Annotated in this window: 11 protein-coding genes; 6 read left to right on the top strand and 5 right to left on the bottom strand. The window is 70.4% G+C overall.

Annotation, left to right across the window (positions count from 1 at the left end; translation table 11 throughout):
• Window positions 1-263: 263 nt before the first annotated feature.
• On the top strand, window positions 264-644 hold the full coding sequence (locus CXP56_RS14295) for a DUF5313 family protein (protein WP_286901417.1): 381 nt from the start codon (window positions 264-266) through the stop codon (window positions 642-644).
• 347 nt (window positions 645-991) lie between these two features.
• On the opposite strand, the gene CXP56_RS14290 is transcribed toward CXP56_RS14295, so the two are convergent.
• Window positions 992-1,510 (bottom strand): MarR family winged helix-turn-helix transcriptional regulator, encoded by a 519-nt coding sequence (locus CXP56_RS14290; protein ID WP_245566647.1) that lies wholly within the window; start codon window positions 1,508-1,510, stop codon window positions 992-994.
• A gap of 149 nt (window positions 1,511-1,659) precedes the next feature.
• Here CXP56_RS14290 and CXP56_RS14285 point away from each other — a divergent pair, with 149 nt between their 5' ends.
• Window positions 1,660-3,789, top strand: coding sequence for an MMPL family transporter (locus tag CXP56_RS14285; RefSeq protein WP_286901416.1), 2,130 nt, complete (start codon window positions 1,660-1,662; stop codon window positions 3,787-3,789).
• Between the two features lie 83 nt (window positions 3,790-3,872).
• Here CXP56_RS14285 and CXP56_RS14280 read toward each other — a convergent pair whose 3' ends face one another.
• Window positions 3,873-6,368 (bottom strand): LamG-like jellyroll fold domain-containing protein, encoded by a 2,496-nt coding sequence (locus tag CXP56_RS14280; RefSeq protein ID WP_502694574.1) that lies wholly within the window; start codon window positions 6,366-6,368, stop codon window positions 3,873-3,875.
• A 66-nt stretch (window positions 6,369-6,434) separates the two neighbouring features.
• Window positions 6,435-7,262 carry a DeoR/GlpR family DNA-binding transcription regulator gene (locus tag CXP56_RS14275; protein ID WP_084609207.1) on the bottom strand — a complete coding sequence of 276 codons (828 nt, stop codon included), beginning with the start codon at window positions 7,260-7,262 and terminating at the stop codon, window positions 6,435-6,437.
• Between the two features lie 139 nt (window positions 7,263-7,401).
• Here CXP56_RS14275 and CXP56_RS14270 point away from each other — a divergent pair, with 139 nt between their 5' ends.
• The gene (locus tag CXP56_RS14270) at window positions 7,402-8,952 is read left to right on the top strand and encodes a fatty acyl-CoA synthetase (RefSeq protein WP_028847778.1); all 1,551 of its coding nucleotides are present in this window, start codon (window positions 7,402-7,404) and stop codon (window positions 8,950-8,952) included.
• A 668-nt stretch (window positions 8,953-9,620) separates the two neighbouring features.
• On the opposite strand, the gene CXP56_RS14265 is transcribed toward CXP56_RS14270, so the two are convergent.
• On the bottom strand, window positions 9,621-10,181 hold the full coding sequence (locus tag CXP56_RS14265; RefSeq protein ID WP_028847777.1) for a YceI family protein: 561 nt from the start codon (window positions 10,179-10,181) through the stop codon (window positions 9,621-9,623).
• A 160-nt stretch (window positions 10,182-10,341) separates the two neighbouring features.
• Here CXP56_RS14265 and CXP56_RS14260 point away from each other — a divergent pair, with 160 nt between their 5' ends.
• Window positions 10,342-10,749: a MarR family winged helix-turn-helix transcriptional regulator gene (locus CXP56_RS14260; protein WP_051310257.1), complete on the top strand. Its 408-nt coding sequence runs from the start codon at window positions 10,342-10,344 to the stop codon at window positions 10,747-10,749.
• 6 nt (window positions 10,750-10,755) lie between these two features.
• Here CXP56_RS14260 and aceB read toward each other — a convergent pair whose 3' ends face one another.
• Window positions 10,756-12,333, bottom strand: a complete 1,578-nt coding sequence (aceB, locus tag CXP56_RS14255; protein ID WP_028847775.1) for a malate synthase A — start codon at window positions 12,331-12,333, stop codon at window positions 10,756-10,758.
• 319 nt (window positions 12,334-12,652) lie between these two features.
• Between aceB and CXP56_RS14250 the strand changes: the two genes are divergently transcribed.
• Complete coding sequence (locus tag CXP56_RS14250; protein WP_051310177.1) at window positions 12,653-13,993, top strand: NCS2 family permease; 1,341 nt, start codon at window positions 12,653-12,655, stop codon at window positions 13,991-13,993.
• 32 nt (window positions 13,994-14,025) lie between these two features.
• On the top strand, window positions 14,026-15,012 hold the full coding sequence (locus CXP56_RS14245) for a 2-hydroxyacid dehydrogenase (protein WP_286901413.1): 987 nt from the start codon (window positions 14,026-14,028) through the stop codon (window positions 15,010-15,012).
• Window positions 15,013-15,262: the final 250 nt, after the last annotated feature.

Below are 15,262 nucleotides of genomic sequence, written 5' to 3'. Positions count from 1 at the left end.
CCTCGAGTCGGCTGACCCTAGTCGGCGTGATCCGGTGGCGACACCGCCTTTCGGGGTGGCACGTTCCCACTGCGGCCTGCGGCGACGGATCGAGCAGCCCTGGCCGACGCCCCTGGCCCCGGCGGCGGCAAGGCAGCGGACCGTGCCGGTAGCCCGCCGCAGCCAGGGCGGACACGCCTGCGGCCGACGTGATCGAGCCCATGATCGGCAGCCGGCGGCTGCCGTGTTGCGTACGGTCGTTCTCGATCGATCGGGAGGACACCATGACGCGACCAGGGCCGTTGCGCTGGCTGTGGTACGCGGCCGGCGGGCGATTGCCGGACCGCTACCGCGAATGGGTGCTCAAGGACGTCACCGGACCGGGCTGGATGTGGCGGCACTTCGCCAGGGCCAGCGTGATCATCTGGCCGCTGGCGGCGGTGTGGTGGCTCCTGCCCGCGGACACGCTGGTCCATGCCGGGATGTCGGTGCTGGCGCTGCTGATCAGCTACTTCTACTCGGGCGCCTACATGACCGAGAGCGCGGAGAACCGGCTGGCCAAGCACGGGTTCCCGCCGGGCACGTTCCGCAGCGTCCGGGATCGGCTCAACCAGAAGAAGTTCGCCGAGGCGCGAGCACGCTACGACGCGGTGTACCGACGCTGACCCGACGGGCGACCGCACGCCTGCCGCGGGTGCAAGCGAGTGTCATCGGATTCCCCGGCCTGAGAAGGGACCCGCCGCTCGGTCACCCGGCACGCGGGTATCCCAGCTCATGCCCCGCGACCAACGGGCGACGCCGAGCGCTCACGCCCGAGAAACCCGCCACCCCATCACCCCACACACAGACAACCCCGCCCCCCACAACCAACCGGCGACACCGAGCACCCACGCCTACTGTGACCGCGCCCGGCAGCCCCGTTCCGGCCGCGTCAGGCGCGCCGCCGCGCCGAGCCACAGGCGTTCAGCCCCTTCTCCCTCGGCACCCACTGCCGCGCACGCTTCGTGGTCGGTTACGCCTGGCCGTTGTCGCTCTTCGGTGACTCCGTGCGCACCGCAACGGTGGTGTCGATGGTGGCTTGCAGGAAGCGCACAATGGTGGCTCGCTCGGCGGCGTCGAATCCCGCCCACGCCCGCGCGTAGGCCTCGCCGAGCGGACCGAACAGTTGCGCGCCGAGCCGCAGTGTGCGTTCCGGCATGACCAGGTGCACCCGGCGACGATCGTCCGCACTGCGATCCCGGCGCAGGTGACCGGCCTTTTCCAGCCGGTCCAACACCGCGGTCGTCGCCGATGCGCTCAGGTTCAGCGCCTTGGCCAGCCGGGTCGGGGTCATCGTCTCACCGCGGCGATTGGCGTCCATGATCACGACCAGCGCGCTCAGGTCGGTGCGATACAGGCCGTGCGCCTGGCCGAACATCTCGGCGAACCGGTCGAGCTCGACGTTGAGCTGCCGGATCAACTGCACCAGCAGCTCGTCGGAGGCCTCCGGTGCGGCCGGGCGAGCACGCCCGCGCCCGGACCGGTCAGACACCCGCGACACCACCATGTGCCGAGCCTACCGACGACAGGTAGTTTGAACATCGAAGTTTCTGGGCAGTCGCCACAGCGCGTCATCCCCAGCACACCGGCAGGCGAGGCCGGTGGTCGTCGGCAAAGTCATCGAACACTGTGGGTGGAACCGTGGGTGGAACCGTAGGTGAACGGCAGAAGAAGCGGACGAGCACGGCACGGTGGCTGATCCCCGCCCTGCTGATCATCGGCTGGTTGCTCGTCGGCGGATTCGGTGGGCCGTACGCGGGCAAGCTGAGCGAGGTCGCGGAGAACGGCAACGAAGCGTTCCTGCCGGAATCGGCGGAGTCCACCGACGCCAACGCGCTGGCCAGGCAGTTCTCCGACAGCGACGCCGTGCCCGCCATCGTGGTCGCCGAACGCGACGGCAAGGTGACCGCCGCCGATCGCGCCTACCTGGCCGAGTTCGGCGAGCGGGCGGCCGGTGTCGAGGGCGTCGGGCGGACCTCGCCACCGCTGCCGTCGGAGGACGGCGAAGCGCTGCAGCTCATCGTCCCGATCGAAGCGGACGCGGACATCGGCGTCGCCGTCGACGAGCTGCGGGAGCTGACCGAGCGGGACAAGCCGGCCGGGTTGACCGTGCTGGTCACCGGCCCCGCAGCGCTCGGGGCCGACCTCGGTGAGGCCTTCGCCGGCATCGACGGTCTGCTGCTGCTCGTGGCAGGCGGGGTGGTCGCGCTGATCCTCATCCTCGTCTACCGCAGCCCGCTGCTGCCGTTCCTGGTGCTGCTGTCCGGCGTGTTCGCGCTCAGCCTGTCCAGCCTCGCGGTCTACCTGCTCACCGACGCCGACGTCATCGACCTGAACGGCCAGAGCCAGGGCATCCTGTTCATCCTGGTGTTCGGCGCGGCCACCGACTACGCGCTGCTGCTGGTCTCCCGCTACCGGGAAGAACTGCGCGACACCCCGGACCGGCTCACCGCCATGCGCACCGCACTGCGGGCCACCATCGAACCGATCGCCGCGTCCGCGGGCACGGTCATCGCGGGCGTGCTGTGCCTGCTGATCAGCGACCTGCGCTCCAACTCCGGCCTGGGGCCGGTGGCGGCCATCGGCATCGCCGCCTCGCTGCTGGCGTCCACCACGTTCCTGCCCTCCCTGCTGGCCGTCTTCGGCCGGGTGGCCTTCTGGCCGTTCCGGCCGACGCTCGGCTCTCCGCACCCGGAGACGGGCAGCCTGTGGGGCCGGGTGGCCACGGGCGTGGACAAGCGGCCACGGCTGGTGTGGGTGGTCAGCACGCTGATCCTGGTGGCCGCCGCCGCGTTCCTGCCCCAGCTGAAGGCGTCCGGCACCGCCGAGACCGACTACTTCCTCGGCGAGGTCGACTCGGTGGCCGGCCAGGAAGTGCTGAACGAGCACTTCGTCGCCGGGGCGGGCAACCCGACGGTGATCATCGCCAAGGCCGGCTACCTCGACGAGGTCGCCGACGCCGCGCAGGTCGACGGGGTCGCCGAGGTCGAACCGGTGCAGCAAGGCGGCCGGCCGCGGGTGGAACAGGGCATGGTGATGCTCGAAGCCACCCTCTCCGACCCGCCGGACTCCACCCGGGCCGTCGACACCGTGGAGCGACTGCGGGCGGCCGTGCACGCCGTGGACGGCGCGGACGCCAAGGTCGGCGGGCGGACCGCGGTGCTGCTGGACACCCAGAACATCAGCAGCCACGACCGGACCGTGATCATCCCGCTGGTCCTGCTGGTGATCTTCGTGCTGCTGGCGGCCCTGCTGCGGGCGCTGCTGGCGCCGTTGCTGCTGATCGCCACGGTGGTGCTGTCGTTCGCCGCGACCATGGGGATCTCCGCCATCGTGTTCAACGAGATCCTCGGCTTCCCCGGCGCTGACCCGGTGGTGCCGCTGTTCGGCTTCGTGTTCCTCGTGGCGCTGGGCATCGACTACAACATCTTCCTGATGACCAGGGTGCGCGAGGAAGCGCTGCGCTCGGGCAACCGGGAAGGCGTGCGGCGCGGCCTCACCATCACCGGCGGCGTCATCACCTCCGCGGGTGTGGTGCTGGCCGCCACGTTCGCCGCGCTGTCGGTGATCCCGCTGCTGTTCTTGGCGCAGATCGCCTTCATCGTGGCGTTCGGCGTGCTGCTGGACACCTTCCTGGTGCGTTCGCTGCTGGTCCCGGCCCTGGCGCTGGACATCGGACCACGCATCTGGTGGCCGTCCCGGCTGGCCAAGGCCGGACAGCCCGCCCGGCCGCCCGCCACGGCGGAAGACCTGACCACGGGCTCCCGCTGACTTCAACCCTGTTTCCGGCCTCGAGGCCGGGCCTCCCGGTGCGGGAAGCCCGGCCTCACCTGCGACAGGAGAAGGATCCCGGCTCAGCGTCCGGTCCGGAACAACTCGGCCACTTCGCTGCCGGACAGCGCGCGGTCGAAGACCCGCACCTCGTCGATCGCGCCACGCCAGTGGTCGACCTGGTTGCCGCCGAACTTCGCCCGGCCGATCACCGTGTTGCCCTTGGCGTCGATGTCGGCGCACGAGGTCGCGGTGCCGACCAGTTGGCCGTCGACGTACAGCTTCAACTCGTCCGAGACGGTGTCACGGACGCCGACCAGGTGGTACCAGCGCCCGGTCTCCGGCTGCTCCCCGGCCAGCGCGCGCACCCCGACGAAGCTGAACGCGAACCGGCGGTCCTCCCCGGAGTACTGCAGGAAGAAGGCGCTGTCCCGCTCGCCGTCCTGGCTGACCGCGGTCTGGAAGCCGTCCAGGCTGTCCAGCTTCACCCAGGCCGACACCGAGTAGTTGCCCGCAGTGTTCAGCAGCGCCCGGCCGGTGTCCACGTACGAGGCGCCGTCGAACTGCAGGCCGCTGCCTTCCTTGCCGGTGGTCCACGTCGGGCTGCCCACCAGCGTGGCGTCCGCCGGGTCGTCACCGCCCGCGCGGTCGGCCGTGGTCGTGCCCGAGCCCTCGCTGAACGGGTAGTAGTGGATGCCGGTCAGGCCGGGCGTGCCCGGCCCCGGCTGCTGGCCGGGGTCGCCGGTACCGTCCGCGCCGTCGATGATCTCCTTGTTGACCGCGCGCACCTGCGCGAAGTCCATCTTCTCCACCTGACGGTCGTAGGTGAAGAAGCCGTTCACCTCGTGTTCGACGTCGGTGATCTGCGTGTACACAGCACCGGAGATGCCGCACTGCTGCGCCGCGGCGAGCACGTCGCGCTGGTTCTCCACGTAGCGCCGGGTGAGCGTGGCCGAGTCCGGCGTCATCTCGTAGGCGTGCCCTTCGCCGAACCACATGTGGCCTTCCACCTCGAGCCCGAAGCCGCCGTGCTCGCCGTCGACGGCCACCCGGTTCGCCTCCGGGGCCACCCTGGCCGGGCCGACATAGGCGTGGTGGTCGATGATGTGGCCCCGCCCGGAGTCGCCCTTCGACCGGCAGCAGTTCACCCCGCTGTGCGCGTCGACCAGCCTGCTCGGGTCCTGTGCGGCGACCTCGTCGGCGATCCGCCCGGTCTCGGCCCGGTCCCATTCACCCCAGCCCTCGTTGAACGGCACCCACACGACCACCGAGGTCCACGCGTCGTGCTGGTCGATGATCCGGTGCAGCTGGCGTTCGAACTCCGCGCGCGCCTCGGGCGGCGGGAGCTGGTCGGTGTCCTTCATCGACGGCATGTCCTGCCATACCAGCAGGCCGAGCCGGTCGGCGTGGTAGAACCAGCGGTCCGGTTCGACCTTGATGTGCTTGCGCACCGTGTTGAAGCCGAGCTTCTTGTGCTGCACCAGGTCGAACGCCAGCGCCTCGTCGGTCGGCGCGGTGTAGATGCCGTCCGGCCAGTAGCCCTGGTCCAGCGTGGCCAGGTGGAACAGGATCTTGCCGTTGAGCGTCATGCGCAGCTTGCCGTCGGCGCCGCGCTTGGTTCCGATCTCCCGCATGCCGAAGTAGGAGCCGACCTCGTCGACCGTGCGCTTGCCGTCCAGCACCCGGATCTTCAGGTCGTACAGGAACGGCGAGTCCGGCGACCACAGCTTGGGGTCGGGCACCGGCAGCCGCAGCGGCTCGTTGGACGAACCGCGCACCTTGCCGACCTTCTTCTTGCCGTCGAAGGCGACAGCCTCCACGGTCGCCTTCGACGGCGTGTGCACGGTCAGCCGCAGGCTTTCGTCGGCCAGGTCCGGCGTCATGTCCAGCTCGGTGACGTGGTTGGCCGCCACCGGCTCCAGCCACACCGTCTGCCAGATGCCGGACGCACCGGTGTAGAAGATGCCGCGGTCGGGCACCCGGCGCTGCTTGCCGAGCGGCTGCCACGTGGCGTCCGCGCGGTCCTCCACCCCGACGATCAGCTCCTGCGGCCCGGACGTGGTCAGCGCGTCGGTGATGTCCACCGAGAACCGGTCGTAGCCACCGCGGTGGGTGGTGACCTTCTTGCCGTTGACCCACACCGTGGCGTCGTAGTCGACCGCGCCGAAGTTCAGCATCAGCCGCTGGCCTGCCCGGCCCACCCGCCACTTGGCGGGCACCTGGAACGTGCGGCGGTAGAACATCCGCTCCTCGCTGCGCTGGATGCCGGACAGCGCGGACTCCACCGGGAACGGCACGAGAATCCGCTCCTCGAGCGTCCGGCCGGTCGGCGGCTTGGACAAGTCGTCGGCCGCAGCGAATTCCCACACGCCGTTGAGGTTCTGCCAGTCCTTGCGCGTCAGCTGGGGGCGCGGGTACTCCGGCAGCGCGTTGTCCGGTCCGACCTGGTCGGTCCATGGCGTGGACAGCGGCGGGTCCTTCGGTTGCCACCCAGGATCGGCCCCGGCAGGCGTCACGGCCAACGCCGCCACGGTCACCGCCGCGCCGATCACCCCGAGAACTTTCCTTGCTCCAGCCACGGCCCGACCTCCTCGCGACACTGCGATCGAAATCGGTCGAATTCAGTCACGTTCGAACGAAAACTGTCAAGGACGGTCGGGGCGACCGGAGTCCTCGGTCCGGGCGGAACGGCCCTTCCGGGCAGAGTGCACTGCAGCGACGTGCACTTCGACCCCGTGTTCGCGCAGCGCGTCGAGCTCGCCGGTCTCGGCCTTGTCGTCGGTGACCAGGTGCGTGATGTTCTCCGTGGCCACGGTCTGCAGCAGCGCGTCGGTGCCGACCTTGGTGTGGTCGGCCAGCACGACGACTTCCTCCGCCGCGGCCGCGATGGCCCGGTCGACCTCGGCGACCGCCAGGTTCGGCGTGGACAGCCCCCGCTCGGCGGTCAGCCCGTTGCCGGACAGGAAGGCCCGGGTGCCGCGCACCCGGCCGAGCGCTTCCTCGGTGGTGCTGCCCACCGTGGCGAAGATCGAGCCGCGCAGCAGCCCGCCGGTGAGCACGACGTCGACGCCGTTGGCTCCGGCCAGGCTCTCCGCGACCCGCAGCGAATTGGTCACCACGGTCAGTTCGGTGAACCGGGTCAGCCGGGCGGCGAACGCCCTGGTGGTGGTCCCGGCGCCCACCACGATCGCGTCGCCGTCGCTGACCAGCTCGGTGGCCAGCCGGGCGATGGCGGCTTTGGCGTCGGCGGCGACCAGGGCCTTCTCCGCGTACGGCTGCTCGTGCGCCAGACCGCCCGGCACGACCGCCCCGCCGTGCCTGCGGTCCAGCATGCCTTCCGCCTCGAGCGCCTTCAGGTCGCGCCGCACCGTGACGTCGGACGAGCCCACCTCACGGGCCAGCTCACGCAGCGAGATCGCTCCGTTGGAGCGCACCAGCTCGAGGATGCGTTGCCGTCGTTGTGCCGCGAACACGCACCGACAGTAACGCGGAACACCGGGGATGTGGGCTGTCGAGCACCTTGCTGCGGCCTGCGGGACCGCGGCGCAGCGGACCGCCCATCCCGGCCACGAAGGTGACCAATCGGACAGTGGTCTGTGTCACGATAGGGCCGTGACTGCACCGACGTACCCGAGCACGGTGGGCCGGATCCTGGAACGTACCGCCCGGCGCCTGCCGGACAAACTGGCCCTCACCTTCGCCGATCGCCACTGGACCTACGCCGAGCTGGATCGCGCGGTCAGCCGCGTCGCGGCCGGCCTGCGCGCGCAGGGGCTGTCACCCGGGGACCGGGTGATCGCCTTCGGCAAGAACTCCGACGCCTACTTGCTGTCCTACCTCGGCTGTGCCCGCGCCGGACTGGTGCACGTGCCGGTCAACTTCAACTCCAAGGGCGAAGAGCTGGCGTACTTGCTGACCCAGTCCGAGCCGTCGCTGGCCTTGGTGGACCCGGAGCTGGAGCCGCTGGTCGACGAGGTGGCCGACCAGATCGGATCGCTGCGCCGTGGTTCGCTGCGGGACAGCGACAACGAGATCGACGTGCTGCGCTGGGCGCTCGATCCCGAGGGCCCGGAGCACGAAGAGAGCGGCGTGGGCGACGAGGACCTGGTCCAGCTGCTGTACACCTCCGGTACGACGTCGCGACCGAAAGGCGCGATGCTCACCCATCGCGCCCTGGTGCACGAATACGCCTCGTGCATCGCCGCGCTCGACCTGCGCCAGGACGACGTGCCGCTGCATTCGATGCCGCTGTACCACTCGGCGCAGATGCACGTCTTCCTGATCCCCGGCCTGGCCGTCGGCGCCACCAACCACCTGGTGGCCGCGCCGAACCTGGACGAGATCCTGCAGCGGGTGCCGCAGGACGGGATCACGTCGCTGTTCTTCCCGCCGACGGTGTGGGTCGGGCTGGCCAACCACCCGGGCTTGGCCGACGCGAACCTGAGCAGCCTGCGCAAGGCCTACTACGGCGCGTCGATCATGCCGGTGCCGGTGCTGCAGAAACTCCAGCAGGCGCTGCCCGAGGTGGGCTTCTACAACTGCTTCGGCCAGTCCGAGATCGGCCCGCTGGCCACCGTGCTGCGCCCGGAGGAGCACGCCAAGCGGCCGGATTCGGTCGGCAGGCCGGTGCTGTTCGTCGAGGTCCGGGTGCTGGACGAGAACGGCAACGACGTCGAGCCGGGCGGCCGGGGCGAGGTCGTCTACCGGTCGCCGCAGCTGTGCCGGGGCTACTGGGGCAAGCCGGAGGAGACCGCGGAGGCGTTCACCCCCGACGGCTGGTTCCGCTCCGGTGACCTGGTCCGGATCGACGAAGAGGGCTATCTGTACGTGGTCGACCGGATCAAGGACGTGGTCAACACCGGTGGTGTGCTGGTGGCCTCGCGCGAAGTGGAGGAAGCGCTCTACGGCCACCCGGCGGTCGGCGAGGTGGCGGTGATCGGGCTGCCGCACGAGAAGTGGATCGAGGCCATCACCGCGGTGGTGGTGCCCAAGGCCGAGGTCACGCCCGACGAGCTGATCGCCTACGCCAAGGAGCACCTGGCGGCGCACAAGGTGCCGAAGCAGGTGTACCTGGTCGACGAGCTGCCCAAGAACCCGTCCGGCAAGCTGCTCAAGCGCGAGCTGCGGGCCCGCTACGGCGGCTCGCCGGACGCCGTCGGCTGACGCCGGCCTCCCACGCGCAGCTCAGGTGGCCGCGGCCGGGAGCGGAAAGGCCCAGGACGCCGGCGGGCCGGAAGCGGCAGGGCAGCGCGGCCACCTCGCTCCCAGCACCCGCTGCAGCACGCTGCGCTACCGCACACCGCGGGCCCGCGACAGGTCCATCGGAAGAAGTCGGCGTGAGCAGGTCGTCCTGGCACGGCGCCGTGGTACGAGCCGTGGGCTCGTCCCGGCGGCGTGCCGGGGACGGTCGGCCAGCCCGGCCACGACCGGGAAGTGCTGCGGCACCGCCCGCTCGAGAAGGCAGCAGTCCCACGACCGGAGGCGCCCCGAAGCGGTACGTTGACGCGGCTGCACTGTCCGCAGCGCCGGATCCGCCAGCCGTCCGCAGCGCGCCGCGTTACCGCTCCCGGGTCCACCGCGCCCCGGTCTGCGCCACTCCCCCGGTCCGCCTCACCACTTTCGGCCTGCGCACCACCCCCGGTCCGCCCCACCACTCCCGCCCTGCGCACCACCCCCGACGTGCGCACCACCCCCGGAGCACCCCGCCACTCCCGGCGTGCCCACCGCCACTTCCGAGTGCACACCGCTACCCCTCCGGGGCGCCCACGACCGGCGGCCGGCACGACAAAGCCCGCTCGCCGTGTGGCGGGCGGGCTTCGCTTCGCGCGCGATCAGGCCTGCTTGATCGCCGAGATCTCGAACTCCAGCGTCACCTTGTCGCTGACCAGCACGCCGCCGGTCTCCAGGGCGGCGTTCCAGGTGATGCCGAACTCCTTGCGGCTGATGGTGGTGCTGCCTTCGAAACCGATCCGCTGGTTGCCGAACGGGTCCAGGGCCGAACCCTCGAACGTCAGCGGAATGGTGACGGGCTTGGTGACGTCCTTGATCGTCAGGTCGCCGGTGACCTCGAAGGTGTCCTCGCCGGTCTGCTTGATCTCGGTGGACCGGAACGTGATCTCCGGGTACTTCTCGGTCTCCAGGAAGTCACCGCTGCGCAGATGCGCGTCACGATCGGCGTTGCGGGTGTCGATGCTGTCGGCCTTCATCGTCACCGACACGCTCGACTTGCTCGGGTCGCTGCCGTCGATCTGCGCGGTGCCGCTGAACTCGTTGAATGCACCGCGCACCTTGGTCACCATCGCGTGCCGGGCGACGAAGCCCAGCCGGGTGTGCGCCGGGTCCAGCTGATAGGTGCCGGTCAACGCGGCACGGTCGATCTGCGTGGCAGTCATCTACTCGGTTCCTCCAAATCGTTGATACATCATCTACCTTAGTCGATAATGGTGATACGTCAACTATCTGGGTAGACTGGATCGTGTGACAGCGGAGACCACAGCGGAGACACGGTGGCTGACGGCCGAGGAGCAGTGCATCTGGCGCACCTTCCTGGCCATGACCAAGCAGCTCAATTCGGCGTTGGCGCGGCAGATGCAGGCCGAGTCCGACCTGTCCATCGCCGACTTCGAGGTGCTGGTGGCGCTGACCGACACGCCGGACGGCACGGTCCGCTGTGCCGAGCTGGCCCGCTGCCTGGCCTGGGAGAAGAGCAGGCTGTCGCACCACATCACGCGGATGCAGAAGCGCGGCCTGGTCGACAAGCGGGCGTGCCCGACCGACGGCCGCGGCGCCCTGGTCGTCATCACCGACCGCGGCAGGCGGGCGATCGAGCAGGCGGCGCCGCGGCACGTCGAGACGGTGCGCCGGCTGGTGTTCGACAAGCTGACCGAGGACGAGCTCACGCAGCTGCGTACCATCTCCGCCCGCATCCTGGAGGGCCTGGACGGCGAACTGCCGGAGTGAGCCCGGTCAGTCGATGCGCTCGTAGGCAGGCAGCGTCAGGAAATCGACGAACTCGTCCGCGAGCGCGACCTGCTCGAACAGCTCCGCGGCCGGGCCAAGCAGCTCGGCGGGCACCTCGTCCGCCAGCTCGGCACGCACATCGGCGAGCACGTCCCGCACCAGCTTCGCGGTGACCTCGGTACCGTCCTCCAGCCGCACGCCGTTGTTCACCCACTGCCAGATCTGCGAGCGGGAGATCTCCGCCGTGGCGGCGTCCTCCATCAGGTTGTGGATGGCCGCCGCCCCGTTCCCGCCGAGCCACGAGGCGATGTAGCGCACACCGACGTCGACCGCGCCGCGCAGGCCTGCCGCGGTCGCCGCCCCCGGCGTCGACGCCACGTCGAGCAGCTGTTCGGCGGTGACCGCAACGTCCTCGCGTAGCCGGTCGAGCTGGTTCGGCCGGTCCCCCAGCACGCTGTCGAACACCTCCGCGCACACCGGAACCAGGTCGGGGTGCGCCACCCACGATCCGTCGAAGCCGTCGTTGGCCTCGCGCGTCTTGTCGTCGCGGACCTTTGCCAGCGCCCGCTCGGTGACCTCCGGATCCCGCCGGTTCGGGATGAACGCGGCCATGCCGCCGATCGCGTAGGCGCCGCGCTTGTGGCAGGTGCGCACCAGCAGCTCGGTGTAGGCACGCATGAACGGCGCCGTCATGGTCACCGCATTGCGGTCCGGCAGCACGAACTTCTCCCCCGCGTCCCGGAAGTACTTGATCACGCTGAACAGGTAGTCCCAGCGGCCCGCGTTCAGCCCGGAGGCGTGTTCGCGCAGCTCGTAGAGGATCTCCTCCATCTCGAACGCCGCCGGGATGGTTTCGATCAGCACCGTGGCGCGCACCGTGCCGTGCGGGATGCCGAGCTCACGCTGGGCGAACGTGAACACGTCGTTCCACAGCCGCGCCTCCAGATGCGACTCCATCTTCGGCAGGTAGTAGAACGGCCCCTCGCCGCGTTCGGCCAGGTGGACGGCGTTGTGGAAGAAGTGCAGGCCGAAGTCGACCAGCGCGCCGGCCGCCGGCTTGCCGTCGACGAGCAGGTGCCGCTCCGGCAGGTGCCAGCCACGCGGGCGCACCACCACCGTCGGCAGCTCGGCGTCGGTGCGCAGCTCGTATCGCTTCTGCGGCGTCTCCAGCGAGATCGTCCTGCGGGCCGCGTCGTATAGGTTGACCTGCCCGCTGACCACATTGCGCCAGTGCGGCGTGTTGGCGTCCTCCAGGTCCGCCAGCCACACCTTGGCCCCGGAGTTCAAGGCGTTGATGGTCATCTTGCGCTCGGTGGGGCCGGTGATCTCCACCCGGCGGTCGCGCAGCGCCTCGGGCGCCTCCGCCACCCGCCATTCGCCGTCGCGCACGTCGGCCGTGGACGGCAGGAAGTCCAGTCGCCCGGTGCGGGACGCCTCCAGCCGTCGCTGCACCCGAGCGGCCAGCAGCTCGTCGCGCCGCTTGGCGAACTGCTCGTGCAAATGGCCGACGAATCCCAGCGCTTCCTCGGTGAGGATCTCCTCGCCACGCTCGACCGGTGGTCCCACAACCTGAATCTCCGCCATGGCCTCCACTCCACCCCAGTTCGGCGGTGCAAGCAAGCGCCGGAAGACCCCGCATCCACCCGGCCGTCCGTGCGCTGCGGCGATCGGCTCCGCGTGTCCGGCGGACGTTCTCCGCAAGCCGGGCACCAAGAAGGGCGCAGTCGATCGGCTCCGCGTGTCCGGCGGGCGTTCGCCAGCACGGCCGTCGTGCCACCGGCAACCCGACGCGCGTCCTCGCGGCGCGCGGCATTGCCGAAATCACAGCGCAGAACAGGTCCCAGGTGTTGTCGCGCGGTCCGTCACTTGGCAGGGTGACACCGTTCTTTTCGCGGAGGTGGGCATGGCGGTGAACGACCAGAAGACCAGGACGTCCGAGGGCGGGCTGCTGGACCGCTATTTCCGGCTGTCCGAGCACGGCACCACGGTGGGGCGCGAACTGCTCGCCGGCCTGACCACCTTCCTGGCGATGGGGTACATCCTGTTCGTCAACCCGCAGATCCTGGGCGAGGCGGGCATGGACCGGGAGGCGGTGTTCGTCGCCACCGGGCTGGCGGCGGCGCTGAGCACGCTGGTGATGGGCCTGTGGGCGCGCTACCCGATCGCCCTGGCGCCGGGCATGGGCGTCAACGCCTTCTTCGCGTTCACCGTCGTGCAAGGCTTCGGCATCCCCTGGCAGACCGCGCTGGCCGGGACGCTGGTCAGCGGGTTCCTGATCTTCGTGCTGGTGCTGACCGGGCTGCGCGAAGCGATCATCAACGCCATCCCGATGCCGCTCAAGCTGGCCACCGGCGCGGGGATCGGCGCATTCATCGCCTTCATCGGGCTGCGCAACGCCGAGATCGTGGTGGCGGACGAGTCGACGTTCGTCGCCCTGGGCGACCTGGGCAAGCCGAGCACCGTGCTCGCCCTGTTCGGCCTGGTGGCCACCGCCGCCCTGCTGGTCAAGGGCGTGCGCGGAGCGGTGTTCTACGGCATGCTGCTCACCGGCGCGGTGGGCGTGATCTTCGGCGTGATCGAGCCGCCGTCCGGCATCGTGTCCGGCGTGCCCAGCCTGGCGCCGACCTTCGGCCAGGCGGTCACCAGCCTGCCCGACCTGTTCGTCGGCCAGATGCTGGTGGCCATCGCCACCATGATGTTCGTCGACTTCTTCGACACCTCCGGGACGCTGATCGCCATCGCCAACCAGGCGGGCTTGCTGCGGGACGGCAAGCTGCCGCGTGCGCGGGCTGCGTTCGTGTCGGACTCGGTCGCTGCGATGGGCGGCGCGGTCCTGGGCACCTCCACCACCACCGCCTACGTCGAATCGTCCGCGGGCGTGGCCGCGGGCGGCCGGACCGGGCTGACCTCGGTGGCCACCGCGGTGCTGTTCCTGCTCGCGTTGTTCTTCTCCCCGCTGCTGGGTGTCGTCACGCCTGCGGTGACCGCCCCGGCTTTGATCGTCGTCGGGGTGCTGATGGCGCGCGGGCTCGGCGAGGTCGACTGGACCAGGATCGAGTTCGCCATTCCGGTCTTCCTCGCCGTCATCACCATGCCGCTGACCTACTCGGTGGCCACCGGCATCGCCGTCGGTCTGTTCTTCTACCCGCTGACGATGGTCGCGCGCGGACGCTGGCGGGAGGTGCACCCCGTCGGCTACGTGCTGTTCGCCGTGGTCGTGGCGTTCTTCATCTGGCTTGCCTGAGCGGTGGGTGAGCACGGGCCACAATGAGCTTCATGTCTTCGGGTGATCACCACGCATCGTCCAGTGGCGGCCGCGTGCTGGCCGTCGGTCCGTTGCCGCCGTGGCTGCAGGCGGTGGTCGACAAGCACGACCCGCTGGTGCTCCCCGGCGGAGCAGAACGCGAGGCGTTTCTCGCCGAGCACGCCGCCTCCGTGCACGTGGCTGTGACGACGTCGTTCACCGGCGTCGGCAGCGAGCTGATGGCGGCGCTGCCGAACCTGCGCGCAGTGATCAACTTCGGCACCGGCTGCGACTCCACCGACCTCGCCCAAGCCGAGCGCCGCGGCATCGGAGTCAGCAACACACCAGACGTGCTGACCGACTGCGTCGCCGACACGGCGGTGGCGCTGCTGCTCGACGCGCTGCGCGGCTTCGCCGCGGCGGACCGGTACGTACGGCAAGGCCGCTGGGAGACCGAGGGCCCGTTCCGCCTCACCCGCAAGGTCGGCGGGACCCGCGTCGGCATCCTCGGCCTGGGCCGGATCGGCCGCGCGGTCGCGGCGCGGCTGGAGCCGTTCGGCTGCCGGATCGCCTACCACAACCGGCGCCGCGTCGCCGACGTCGGCTACCCGTACTACGACTCTCCTGTTGCGCTGGCCGAGGCGGTGGACGTGCTGGTCGTGGCGGTCACGGGAGGCCCGGAAACCGCACGACTGGTCGACCGTTCGGTGCTCACCGCGCTCGGCCCCGACGGCTACCTGGTCAACGTCTCCCGCGGGAGCGTCATCGACGAGGAAGCACTGGTCGAGTTGCTGGCCACCGGCGGGCTGGCCGGCGCCGGGCTGGACGTCTACACCAACGAGCCCCATGTGCCGGAGCGCCTGCGCGAGCTGGACAACGTCATGCTGCTGCCGCACGTCGGCAGTGGGACGGTGGAGACCCGCAAGGCGATGTCCGACATCGCCGCAGCCAACCTCGAACAGTTCCTGAAGGACGGCACGCTGCTCAACCCGGTGGTCGAGCCCGCAGAGACGAACTGATCCGGGGCGGCGGCCGACACCGGATGTGCCGGTCTCCGCCCGGACCGGTCAGGGCGGCCGCCGGTGAGCCGAACCGGTCCTGCGCCGCCCCGGGGTGGCCCGACCGTCATCCGGAACGGATCCGCGCCCGACAGGCCCCTCCGGATGGAGCCGGCCGGGATGCTCACCCGGCCAGGATGCGCACCTCACCATCGGGAAGCCGCCGCCACCAGTAGTGACAACGCCGGAACACGGCGAGCTCCCGGTCACC

The sequence above is a fragment of the Thermocrispum sp. genome (assembly GCF_002919275.1).
GTDB lineage: Bacteria > Actinomycetota > Actinomycetes > Mycobacteriales > Pseudonocardiaceae > Thermocrispum > Thermocrispum agreste.
This window is presented reverse-complemented; position numbering and strand designations above follow the sequence as displayed.

Excerpts from the sequence above, each read along its gene's own strand:
- CXP56_RS14245 (WP_286901413.1), top strand. The coding sequence starts at position 14,026 with ATGTCTTCGGGTGATCACCACGCATCGTCCAGTGGCGGCCGCGTGCTG.
- CXP56_RS14260 (WP_051310257.1), top strand. The coding sequence starts at position 10,342 with ATGACCAAGCAGCTCAATTCGGCGTTGGCGCGGCAGATGCAGGCCGAG.
- CXP56_RS14250 (WP_051310177.1), top strand. The coding sequence starts at position 12,653 with ATGGCGGTGAACGACCAGAAGACCAGGACGTCCGAGGGCGGGCTGCTG.
- aceB (WP_028847775.1), bottom strand. The coding sequence starts at position 12,333 with ATGGCGGAGATTCAGGTTGTGGGACCACCGGTCGAGCGTGGCGAGGAG.
- CXP56_RS14295 (WP_286901417.1), top strand. The coding sequence starts at position 264 with ATGACGCGACCAGGGCCGTTGCGCTGGCTGTGGTACGCGGCCGGCGGG.
- CXP56_RS14265 (WP_028847777.1), bottom strand. The coding sequence starts at position 10,181 with ATGACTGCCACGCAGATCGACCGTGCCGCGTTGACCGGCACCTATCAG.